Source organism: Rhodococcus sp. NPDC058532 (assembly GCF_042719255.1).
Classification (GTDB): Bacteria; Actinomycetota; Actinomycetes; order Mycobacteriales; family Mycobacteriaceae; genus Rhodococcus_G.
Genome location: NZ_JBHXNU010000002.1, coordinates 155,987 through 169,028 on the forward strand (window position 1 = coordinate 155,987; position 13,042 = coordinate 169,028).

Genomic DNA, 13,042 nt, shown 5'->3' on the forward strand with positions numbered 1-13,042 from the left:
GTGCTGAATCCGTCGGAGTCCCCTGCTGCCCGCTTCCCGGTGGTCGTCGGCGCCCCCGCTGAGCCGTTCCCGCTCTCGGCCGCGCAGCGCGGCATGTGGTTCGCCCAGCACCTCGTCCCGGACGTCCCGGTCACGATCGCCCAGTACATCGAGATCGAGGGCGACTTCGACGTCGAGGTGATGCGACACGTCGGCCGGATCGTCGCCCGCGAGTTCGGCACCCCACTGCTGCGGATCGTCGAAGTCGATGCGGAGCCGTTCCAGGTCGTCGACGAGACGCTCGACGACGAGCTGCCATACCGCGATCTGCGGGGCGAGGCCGACCCGCATGCCGCGGCCGTCTCCTGGATGCGGCAGGACCACTCCGCCCCGATGGACCTGCTCACCGACCGGCTGCTCCGCGGCGCGGTGCTGCAGGTGGGGGACCGGCACTACTACTGGTACTTCGCGATCCACCACATCGCGCTCGACGGGTTCGGTGCCGTCACGTTCATGACCCGGATGGCGGAGCTGTACACCGCGGCGGTCCTCGGCCGGGACGCGGCGCCCTCGGTGGCCGGGGCGCTGACGGCGGTCACCGACGCCGAGGACCGCTACCGCGAGTCGACCCGGTTCCACACCGACCGCGAGTACTGGCTCGCGCGGTCGGCGGACCTGCCGTCGCCGCTGAGCCTGTCCGCGCGCCCCGGGGCCGTCGACGCCCGCTCGCGACTGGCGGGCGGGGCACTGCCCGCCCCGACCCTGACGGCGCTCCAGGAGGCGGCGACCCGGCACGGGTCCGCCGACACCGCGATCACGGTCGCCGCGCTGGCCGCCTACCTCGCGCGCATGACCGGCGCCACCGACGTGGTGCTGAGCCTGCCGGTGTCGGCCCGGACCACCGCCGTGCTGCGCAGGTCCGGTGGCATGGTGTCCAACGTCGTCCCGCTGCGGATGTCGATCACCCCCGACACCACCGTCGGTGACCTGATCTCGGCTGCCGGCCTGGAGATGACGGGTGCCCTGCGGCACCAGCGGTACCGGCACGAGGACATCCGACGCGACCTCGCGGAGGGCCTCGGCGCCGGCGGGGACCGCGGGTTCTTCGGTCCCGCGATCAACATCATGAACTTCCATTCCGAGATCACCCTCGGCGCCGAGACCGGACGGTTCAACGTGCTCTCGACCGGTCCGGTCGAGGATCTGTCAATCAACATCTACCCGAGCGTGGTTGGGCGCAGCACCCGCATCGACTTCGAGGCCAACCCGAACCGGTACACCGACCGCGAACTGCGCGATCACCACGACCGGTTCCTGCGGCTGCTCGACCGCTTCCTGTCCGCGGACCCCGCCGACCGGGTCGCCGACCTCGACGTGCTCGACGCGGCCGAGCGGGCCGCGCTGGTGCCGTTCGTCGGCGGCGCTGCGCCGGAGCCGGTGCTGTTGCCGGACCTGTTCGCCGCCGGGGCCGCCGTTGACCCGGACGCGATCGCGCTGCGGCGCGGCCCCGACACGATCAGCTACCGGGAACTCGACGCCCGCTCGAACCGGCTGGCGCGACTGCTGCTGTCGCGGGGCGCCGGGCCGGGCAGCGTCGTCGTGATGGCCCTGCCCCGATCGGCGGAGTCGGTGGTCGCGCTGTGGGCGATCGCGAGGTCCGGTGCGGTCTACCTGCCGGTCGACGCCAGCTATCCGGTCGAGCGGATCGCGCACATGATCACCGACTCCGGTGCGGCCCTTGGCATCACCTCCACGTCGCACCTCGATCGGCTGCCCGGTGACCTCGAGTGGCTTGCCCTCGACACGGCTGCCGTCGAGGGCGGCTGCGCGGCGCTGTCGCCGGCGGCGGTGACCGACGCCGATCGACCGGCGCGACTGACTGCCGCCCATCCGGCGTACATGATCTACACCTCCGGATCGACCGGCGCCCCGAAGGGGGTCGTCGTCACGCACGCTGGGCTCGCGTCCTTCGCGGCCGCGGCCCGCCCGGAACTCGGGGTAACGGCGGGCTCGCGGATGCTGCGATTCTCGTCCCCCAGCTTCGACGCCTCGATGTTCGAGATGGTGCAGGCGTTCAGCGCGGGCGCGGCACTGGTGATTGCCCCCGCCGACCTGCTTGGCGGCGCCGAGCTCACCGAACTGATGCGCGCGGAACGGGTGTCGCATGTCATTTGTGCGCCGGCGATGCTGGGTACCGTCGATCCGGCGGGGCTGGACGCGTTGGAGGCGGTCGTCGTCGGTGGTGACGTGTGCCCGCCGGACCTGGTCGCCCGGTTCGGCGAACGGTGCCGGTTCGTCAACAGCTACGGCCCAACCGAGACCACGATCGTCATCACCACCACCGATCCGCTGCGCGACCCGCGCGACATCACGATCGGTGCCCCGATCCCCGGCGCCACCGCGGTGGTCCTCGACCGCTGGCTGCGCCCGGTGCCACCCGGCGTGGTCGGCGAGCTGTATCTCGGCGGACCCGGCCTTGCGCAGGGCTACCATCGGCGATCCGCGCTCACCGCATCCCGGTTCGTTGCCGACCCGTTCGGGGCGGTCGGGGGCAGGCTGTACCGGACCGGGGACACCGTCCGCTGGACCTGGCGCATCGGGCCGGACGGCGAGCCGACAGCGGTCCTGGACTACGTGGGGCGCAGTGACTTTCAGGTCCAGATCCGTGGCTTCCGGGTCGAGCTCGGCGAGATCGACGCGGTGCTCGCCGCGCACGCGGGGGTCGACTTCGCGGTGACGGTCGCGCACCGCCGCGGCGACACGGCGGTCCTGGTGAGCTACGCGCGGACCGCGGCCGGTCACTCGTTTGATGCGGAGGCGCTGACGGCGTTCGCTGGCCAGTTCCTGCCCGCCCACATGGTGCCCTCGACGGTCGTCGAACTGACCGAGATCCCCCTGACCGCGGCGGGCAAGGTGGATCGGGCCGCCCTGCCCGATCCCGGCGTGCGCACCACCGCGTTCCGGGCGCCGTCCACCCCGGCGGAGGCCACCATCGCGCGCGCGGTCGCCGAGGTGCTCGGGCTCGACCGGATCGGCGTCGACGACTCGTTCTTCGCCCTCGGCGGCGACAGCATCATCGCGATCCAGTTGGTGTCCCGGGCGAAGGCGGCCGGTCTTCGGTTCACCCCGCGGGACGTGTTCGAGCGCAAGACGGTTGCCGCGCTCGCCGAGGTGGCGCTGGCGGTCGACGCCGACCCGCAGCGGCTGCCCGAACTGCCGGGCGGCGGAGTCGGATCGATGCCGCTGGTCCCGATCGCCGCCGAGACGCTTGAGCGCGGCGGCGACATCGATCGCTTCTATCAGGCGTTGACGCTCACCGCCCCCGCAGGTCTCGATGTCGAAACCCTCACGGCGACCCTGGCATCGGTGCTCGATCACCACGACGCGCTCCGATCCGTTCTGGTCCGCGACGCCGTCCCCGCGCTGGTGGTGCGGCCCGCGGGAACGGTCGCCGCCGCGGACCTGATCGAGCGGGTGGTGACGGACTCGGCGCCGGGGACCGACGCCTTCGATGCGGAGCTGTCCGCCCGGTGCGCGTCCGCCGCAGGGCGTCTCGACGCCGCGGCCGGGGTGATGGTGCAGGTGGTCTGGCTCGACCCGGCCGATGCGTCGACGGCAGGCAGGCTCCTCGTTGTCGCCAACCACCTGGTCATCGACGGCGTCTCGTGGCGGATCCTGGTGCCGGACCTCGCCGCCGCGTGGGGGCAGATCGTCTCCGGTGAACAGCCGGCGCTCGACCCCGTCGGCACGTCGGCCCGGCGGTGGGCGCACGGCCTCACCGAGATGGCCGCCGGTGAGGTGATCGTCGGCGAACTGGCGGCCTGGCAGGCCATTCTGGACGGACCGGACCCGCGGATCGGCGCCCGCCCGCTCGACCCGACGCTCGACACCGGTGCGACCGCCGGGCGCGTGCACCTCACGCTGTCCGCCGACGCGACCGAGGCCCTGCTGACCACGGTGCCCGCCGCCTACCGCGGGGGTGTCGGTGACGGGCTGCTGACCGCACTGACCCTCGCCGTCGTGCAGTGGCGCGCGCGCCGCGGCACCGGGGAACCGTCGGTGCTGCTCACCCTGGAGGGACACGGCCGTGACGAGGACCTGATCACCGGCGCGGACCTGTCGCGGACCGTCGGCTGGTTCACCACCGCGCACCCGGCCCGGCTCGATGTCACCGGGATCGACCTGGACGACGCGCTGGCGGGTGGACCCGCCACCGGCCGCGCGCTGAAGCGGGTCAAGGAGCAGCTGCGCGCGGTTCCAGGCCACGGCACCGGATTCGGGGTGCTGCGACATCTGCGCGCCGACACCCGCCCGGTGCTCGCCGGGTACGCCGAACCGCAGATCGCATTCAACTATCTCGGCCGCGTCGCTGCCGCGGACATCCCCGATGCGCTCCGGGAACTCGGCTGGATCCCGGAGCCGGAACGCGCCGACCTCAATGGGGGCAGCGGGTCGGGCATGCCGACCCGGGTTGCCCTCGACATCAACGCGATCGTCACCGCGGACCCCGATGCGGGGGAGCGCCTGTCGGCGACCGTCGACTTCCCGTCCGGCGTGCTGACCGAGGCGGAGGTCGCCGAGCTGGCCGAGCTGTGGCGGACCGCGCTGCTGGCGATGGTCACCCACGTGCGGCGCGGCACCGCGGGCGGACTCACCCCGTCCGACGTCCCGCTGGTGTCCGTGACCCAGGATCGAATCGACCTGTGGGAGAACGAGTACCCGTCGATGACGGACATCTGGCCGCTGTCGCCCTTGCAGTCCGGTCTGCTGCTGCACGCTGGCCTGACGGCCGACGCCGTTGACGTGTACACCTCACAGATCGTGCTGCGGCTCGGCGGCACCGTCGACGCCGCCCGCCTGCGCCGTGCCGCGCAGCGACTGCTGGACCGGCACGACAACCTCCGTGCCGCGTTCGTGTACGACGGTGACGGCATCCCCGCCCAGCTGATCCAGGATCGGGTGACGGTGGACTGGCGGGAGCTCGACGCCGCGGAGACGGACCTCGCCGGGATCGTCGACGCCGAGCGCGATCGGCGCTTCGACATGGCGGTACCCGCGCTGCTGCGGTGGCTGCTGGTCCGGCTGCCCGACGGCACCGCAGCCCTGGTGGCGACCAATCACCACATTCTCCTCGACGGGTGGTCGATGCCGCTGTTCGTCAAGGATCTGCTGCTGCTGTATGCGACGGATGCGCCGATCACGGTGCCCGCCAAGGCCTACCGCGGCTACCTTGCCTGGCTGGACATACAGGATCGGGCCGGTGCGGTCGACGAGTGGGTGCGGGCGCTGGACGGGGTGGGGGAGCCGACCCTGCTCGCACCGGACCAGGCAGGCAGGCAGGTCGCGTCCGTGCCCGCGGACATCGACGCGCCGATCACCGCGGAGCTGACCGCCGCGCTCGCGGACCTGGCCCGCGAGCGCGGTGTCACCGTGAACACGGTGATCCAGGTGGCGTGGGGAATCCTGCTGTCCCGGACGACCTCCCGCGACGACGTGGTGTTCGGCGCAACCGTGTCCGGCCGCCCCGCCGACCTCGCCGGGGTCGAGGAGATGCTCGGCCTGTTCATCAACACCGTCCCGGTGCGGGTGCGGATCGATCCGGTCGAATCGGTGAGCGACCTGCTCACCCGGGTGCAGAACGAGCAGGTGCGGCTGCTCGACCGGCACCACCTCTCGCTGGCCGAGGTGCAGGCCGCGGTCGGGGCGGGCGCCGTCTTCGACACCCTCACCGTGTTCGAGTCCTACCCGATCGACCGGGCCGGGCTCGACGAGAACACCGACATCGCGGGGCTGCGGGTCACCGGGATCGACGTCGCCGACGCAACCCACTATCCGATCGCGTTGGTCACCCTGCTCGAGCCGGAACTGCGTCTCACGCTGGAGTACTCCCCGGAGATGTTCTCCGCCGACGAGGTGCATCGACTGGCCGAGCGACTGACCCGGGCCCTTACCGCGCTGGCCGCCGACCCGGACGCCCCGGTCGCACGACTGGACCTGCTGTCGGACGCCGAGCGGGCGGCGACGCTGGTCCGGCCGAACGCGACCGCCAACGACGTCGAGGCCGTCACCCTGGTGGACCTGCTCGTCCGGCAGGCCGCGGCGACACCGTCCGCGGTCGCGATCACCGCCGAGGGAATCTCCTTGACCTATGCGGAGTTCGACGCGCGGGTGCATCGGCTGGCCCGCCACCTCGCCTCGCGCGGCGTGGGTCCGGAGTCGCTGGTGTGCGTCGCGATGCGCCGCTCCATCGACCAGGTCGTCGCGCTGCACGCGGTGGTCCGGGCGGGCGGCGCCTATGTGCCGCTCGACCCCGACCATCCGGCGGAACGGAACCGGCATGTCCTCGACACCGCGGCACCGGTCCTGGTACTGACCGGCGCCGCGGATGCCGCCGCGATTCCGGTGGGTGTCGATGCGGTGGTCCTCGATGACCTCGACCTCACCGGAACCGACGACGCACCCGTCACCGGGCGGCGAACGCCGCTGCGCCGGAGCAACCCGGCCTACGCGATCTTCACCTCCGGGTCCACGGGCCGCCCGAAGGGCGTCGCCGTCACCCACGACGCCATCGTCAACCGGCTGCTGTGGATGCAGGACACCTACCCGATCGACGGCAGCGACGTGGTGCTGCAGAAGACGCCGGCGACCTTCGACGTGTCGGTGTGGGAACTGTTCTGGCCCTTCATTGCCGGCGCGCGGTTGGTGGTGGCTGCTGCGGACGGTCACCGGGACCCGCACTACCTGTCCGCACTGATCCGGGACCACTCGGTCACGACCGCACACTTCGTGCCGTCGATGCTCGACGTCTTCCTCGACCACGCCGACCCCACCGCCTGCACCTCGCTGCGCCGGGTGTTCGCGAGCGGTGAGGCGTTGCCGCGCACCACCGTCTCCCGCTGGCACGAGCGACTGCGCGCGGACCTGCACAACCTGTACGGCCCCACCGAGGCCGCCGTCGACGTCACCTACCACCCGACCGATCCCACGGGCACGGGCCCGGTGCCGATCGGTGCACCGGTGTGGAACACCCGGGTGTATGTGCTCGACGCCCGACTTCGACCGGTCCCGGCGGGCGTGCCCGGCGAGCTGTACCTCGCCGGTGTGCAGCTGGCGCGCGGCTACATCGGCCGCCCGGACCTGACGGCGGACCGGTTCGTCGCGGACCCGTTCGATCACGGGCGGCGGCTGTACCGGACCGGTGACCTGGTGCGGTGGAGCGAGAACCTGGAGCTGGAATACCTGGGGCGCACCGACTTCCAGGTCAAGCTCCGCGGCCTGCGGATCGAGCTCGGCGAGATCGAAGCCGCGTTGCAGCGACACCCCGCGGTCGCGCAGGCGGCGGCAACGGTCCGCGGCTCGGGCGCATCCGAACGGCTGGTCGGCTACGTGACCGCCGCCGCAGCGGCGGCACCGGACGCGGGACCGCTCGACGTGGCGGCGCTCGGCGCGCATGCGGCCGCCGAACTGCCGTCCTACATGGTGCCCTCGGCGTTCGTCATTCTCGAGTCGATGCCGCTCAGCGCCAACGGCAAGCTGGACCGGCGGGCGTTGCCCGAACCCGAACGCGCGGCAACCGAGTTCCATGCCCCCGCCACCGCGGCCGAACTCGCGATTGCCCGGGTGTTCGCCGAACTGCTCGACGTGCCGGACGTCGGTGCCACCGACAGCTACTTCGACCTCGGCGGGAACTCGTTGACCGCGACCCGCGCGGTGGCCCGGATCAACGCCGAGCTCGGTGCCGCGATCGGGGTGCGCGAGCTGTTCGAGGCTCCGACCGTGCGCGCGCTCGCCGCCGCGGCCGAGGCGGCGAATCCCGGTGCCCTGGCACCGCTGCCGCCGGTCGCAGGCCCGCGCCCCGACCGGCTGCCGCTCTCGCCAGCGCAGTCCCGGATGTGGCTGCTCAACCAGCTCGACACCGCGTCCGGCGCATACAACATCGCGGCGGCCCTGCGCCTGTCGGGGGACCTCGACCTCGACTCGCTGCACGCCGCGATGCTCGACGTCCTCGAGCGGCACGAGGTGCTGCGGACGGTGTTCCCGGACTCGACGGCCGGGCCGGAACAGCTCGTCCTCCCGGTCGGATACGCGACACCGGACCTGGCGCCGGTCGACGTCGATCCGGCCGACCTGCCCGCCGCGGTCATCCGCCTCGTCGCCGACGGCTTTGACGTCACCACCGAGGTGCCGCTGCGGGCCGCGCTGCTTCGGCTCACCACAACCGAGCACGTCCTGGTCATGGTGGTGCACCACATCAGCGCCGACGGCTGGTCCATGCGGCCGCTGGCACGGGACCTGATGGTGGCGTACACCTCCCGGATGCGCGGGTCGGCGCCGGACTGGACCCCGCTACCGGTGCAGTACGCGGACTACGCGCTGTGGAAGCTCGACGCCCTCGGATCGGACCGGGACGCCGACTCGGTCGCGTCCCGCCAGCTCGGCTACTGGACCGCGGCGCTGGCGGGGCTCCCGGAGCGTCTCGACCTGCCCACCGACCGCCCCCATCCGACGCAGCCCACCCACCGGGGCGCGGCGGTCGAGACGACGATCGACTCCGCGCTGTTCGGTGCCGTCCACGACCTGGCCCGCCGGACCCGGTCGACGCCGTTCATGGTGCTGCACGCGGCGTTGGCCGTCCTGCTGGCCCGGCTGGGGGCGACCGCCGACGTCGCGATCGGTACCCCGGTCGGGGGCCGTGGCGACGCGGCACTCGACGACGTCGTCGGCATGTTTGTCGGCACCCTGGTGCTGCGCACCCGGATCGACCAGGACGCGTCCTTCCTCGACCTGCTCGAGCGGGTGCGCGCAACGGATCTCGACGCCTACGCCCATGCGGACCTGCCGTTCGAGCGGCTGGTCGAGGTCCTCACCCCGACCCGGTCGTCGGCATACCATCCGCTGTTCCAGGTGATGCTCTCGGTCGAGGATGCGCCGCCGCCGCGCGTCGACCTGCCCGGCCTGATCGTGTCGCCCGAGCGGGTCGACGCCGCGATCGCCAAGTTCGACCTGCAGGTGGCGGTGACCCCCACCGGGTCCGGTGGCGCCGAGGTGGCGTGGACCTACGCGACGGACCTGTTCGACCGGGCATCGGTGGAGGCGTTCGCCGAGCGGTACGTGCGGGTCCTCGAGTCGGTGGTCACGGACGCGGCCGTCCCGGTCGGCGACGTGGACATCCTCGATGCTGGCGAGCGCGCGGCCGTGACCGCCGAGGCCGAACCCCAGGTTCCGCAGGCAACGCTTCCGGAGCTGCTTGCGACCGGGACGGGACTCGCCCGCGGGGGCACCGCGATCGTCAGCGACGACGGTGAACTGTCGTATGCGGAGCTCGACGCACGGTCGAACCGGTTGGCGCGGTTGCTGATCGGCAGGGGCGCAGGCCCGGAGCTGGCGGTGGCGGTGGCGCTGCCCCGGTCGGTGGAATCGATCGTCGCGGTATGGGCGGTTGCGAAGTCGGGTGCGGCATTCGTGCCGGTGGACCCGACCTATCCGACGGACCGGATCGCGCACATGCTCGCCGATTCCGGTGCGGTGCTCGGCGTGACGGATCTCGCGTCCTCGGCCACCCTGCCCGGCTCGGGCGAGGTGGACTGGGTCCGTGTCGACGACACCGTGGCGGCGACGTCGGACCTGTCCGCGGCGCCGGTGACCGACGCGGACCGCCGGTCGGCGCTGCGCCTGGAGCACCCCGCGTACCTGATCTACACCTCCGGATCGACCGGCGTCCCGAAGGGCGTCGTGGTCACCCACGCAGGCCTCGCCGCCTTCGCCGCCGAGCAGAGCGAGCGCTACGGCATCGACTCCCGCTGCCGGACCATGCATTTCGCGTCACCGAGCTTCGACGCGTCGATCCTCGAGTTGCTGATGGCCTTCACCGCGGGCGCCAGCCTCGTCGTGGTGCCGGTCGGGGTGTACGGGGGTGAGGACCTCGCCGAGCGGATGCGCCGCGCCGGGGTGAGCCATGCGTTCGTGACCCCGGCCGCGCTGGCCACGCTCGATCCCGCCGCCCTTCCCGACCTCGAGGTCGTGGTGGTCGGCGGCGACGCCTGCGACGCGGCCCTGGTCGCGGCCTGGGCGCCAGGGCACCGGATGTTCAACGCATACGGGCCGACCGAGTCGACGATCATGGCGACCCTCGCCGGACCGATGACCGCCGGTGCACCGGTGCGGATCGGCACCCCGATCCGGGACACCGGGGTGCTGGTGCTCGACGGGCGACTGCGCCCGGTGCCCGCCGGTGCCACCGGTGAACTCTACGTCGCGGGCCCCGGACTCGCCCGCGGGTACCGGGACCGGGCCGGCCTGACCGCGGACCGGTTCGTGGCGAACCCGTACGGCGGCCCCGGGGACCGGATGTACCGCACCGGCGACCTGGCCCGCCGCGACCGGGCCACCGGCGAGCTCGAGTACCTCGGCCGCAGCGACTTCCAGGTGAAGATCCGGGGACACCGGATCGAGCTCGGCGAGATCGATGCCGCGCTCGCCGGCCACGCCGACGTCGAGTTCGCGGTCACCGTGGGGCACACCGGATCCGGAGGGGCGGTGTCACTCGCCTCGTACGTCGTCCCCGCCGCGGGCCGGGCGGTCGCGCCGGCCGACCTGACCGCACACCTGGCCGCGGCGCTGCCCGGGTACATGGTTCCCGCCTCGATCACCGTCCTCGAGAAGATGCCCCGCACCCCGGCGGGCAAGGTGGATCGGCGGGCCCTGCCGGAACCGGTGTTCGCGGCGCGCCCGTACGTGGCGCCGCGGACGGTGACGGAATCGCTGATCGCGGACATCTACGTGGAGGTGCTCGGAACGACGCGGGTCGGCGCCGAGGACGACTTCTTCGACCTCGGCGGCAACTCGCTCAGCGCCACCAGGGTGGTCGCACACGTCAACGCGGCCTTCGGCACCGCGCTGGCGGTGCGGTCGGTGTTCGACGCCGCGACCGTTGCCGCGCTGGCCGTCGCGGTCGACTCGGCGGGCGTCTCGGACCGGCCCGCGCTGACGCGGGGCACCCGGCCGTACCGGATTCCGCTGTCGCCCGCGCAGTCCCGGATGTGGATTCTCAACCGCTACGACCCGGCGTCGGTGGCCTACAACATTCCGCTGGTGCTGCGCCTGTCCGGTGACCTCGACGTCCCCGCCCTGCGGTCCGCGGTGGGGGACCTCGTCGACCGGCACGAGGTGCTGCGGACGGTGTACCCGGACTCCGCGGCCGGGCCGACGCAGTGGATTCTGCCCGCAGCCGAGGCGACGGTGCTGCGGGACCCGGTCGAGGTGGCCGATGGCGCGGCCCTGCGATCGGCGATCCTCGCCGAACTGTCCCAAGGGTTCGACGTCACCACCTCGGTCCCCTTGCGGGGCAGCCTGTTCCGCTGCGCGGGGGAGCACGTTCTTGTGCTGGTCATCCACCACATCAGCGCCGACGGTGCGTCGGTCGCGCCACTGGCCAGGGACCTGATGCTGGCGTACACCGCCCGCACCGACGGACACGCACCGGGCTGGGCGCCGCTGCCGCTGCAGTATGCCGACTTCAGCCTCTGGCAGCACACACTGCTCGGAGCCGACGACGACCCGGGCAGCCGGGCCGCCCGGCAGATCGCCTATTGGCGCGAACAGCTGCGTGGTGCACCCGAACTGCTGGAACTGCCGGTGGACCGGCCGCGGCCCGCGGTCGCCTCGATGCGCGGCGATGTCGTCGACCTCGACCTCGACCCGGCGTTGCTCGGGCGCCTCGACGTGCTGGCGCGCAGGCACGACGCAACCCGGTTCATGGTGCTGCACGCGGCGCTCGCGGTGCTGCTCGCCCGGCTGAGCGCGAGCACCGACATCGTGGTGGGTACACCGATCGCGGGTCGCACGGAACGCGACCTCGCCGATCTCGCAGGCATGTTCGTCGGCACCCTCGCGCTGCGGACCGACATCGACCCCGCCGCGAGCTTCACCGACCACCTTGCCGCGGTCCGTGAGGTGGATCTCGCCGCCTTCGACAACGCGGACCTGCCGTTCGAGAAACTCATCGACGTGCTCCGGCCGGTGCGGTCGCAGTCCCACTCGCCGATCTTCCAGGTCGGCCTGTCCATCGAGGACCAGGACGTGAGCAGCCTCGAACTGCCCGGCCTGCGCATCGACACGGTCGATCTCGGCATCGTGCCCGCGAAGGCCGACCTGCAGGTGACCCTGCTGGCGCGTCCCGGCGGCGCCTCGGTGGCGTGGACGTACGCGACGGACCTGTTCGACCGGGCGTCGGTGCTGGGATTCGCCGAGCGATTCGTGCGGCTGCTCGACGCGGTGGCGACGGACCCCGCGGTGCCGGTGGGCGACGTGCAGATCCTGTCCGCTGACGAGCGGGCCGGACTGCCGGTCGCCGCGTCGGCGGCGGTGCCCGCCGCGCTGCTGCCGGAGCTGCTGACCGCGGGCGTCGATGTCGGCGGTGTCGCCGTCGCGTGCGCGGGCGTCGAGCTGTCGTACCGGGAACTCGACGAGCGGTCGAATCGACTGGCGCGCCTGCTGATCGGGCGGGGCATCGGCCCGGAGCGCGCGGTGGCGGTGGCGCTGCCGCGGTCGGTGGACTCGATCGTCGCCCTGTGGGCGGTCGCGAAGAGCGGCGCCGCGTACGTGCCCGTCGACCCCGGCTATCCGGCCGATCGCATCGCGCACATGCTCGCCGATTCCGGTGTGCTGCTCGGGCTCACCGACCCGGCCGGTGCCGCCGCGCTGCCCGGCGGGGTCGAGTGGCTGACATTGGGGGCCGCCGACGGGTTCCCGTCCGGGGCCGTGACCGATGCCGACCGGACCATGCCGTTGCTGCTCGAGCACGCGGCGTACGTGATCTACACGTCGGGTTCGACGGGGGTGCCGAAGGGCGTCGTGGTCACCCATGCCGGGCTCGGCGTGTTCACCGCGCAGGCGCGCCCCGAGATGGCCACCACCGCGCGGTCGCGGGTGCTGCGGCTGTCGTCCTCGAGTTTCGATGCCTCGCTCTTCGAGATGATCCAGGCGTTCAGCGCTGGCGCAACGATGGTCGTCGCGCCGCCGGAGGTGATCGGCGGCGGCGAACTGACCGATCTGCTGCGCCGCG

General features: G+C 72.6%; 1 protein-coding gene (only partly in view). It reads left to right on the top strand.

Annotated features, from left to right (window positions below; translation table 11 throughout):
• A protein-coding gene (locus ACFWQG_RS03515) for a non-ribosomal peptide synthase/polyketide synthase (protein WP_378506203.1) crosses the window boundary here: on the top strand, window positions 1-13,042 show its 5' portion. 14,618 nt of this gene lie beyond the right edge of the window; the window shows 13,042 of its 27,660 coding nt (coding positions 1-13,042); its start codon is at window positions 1-3; its stop codon lies off the right edge, out of view.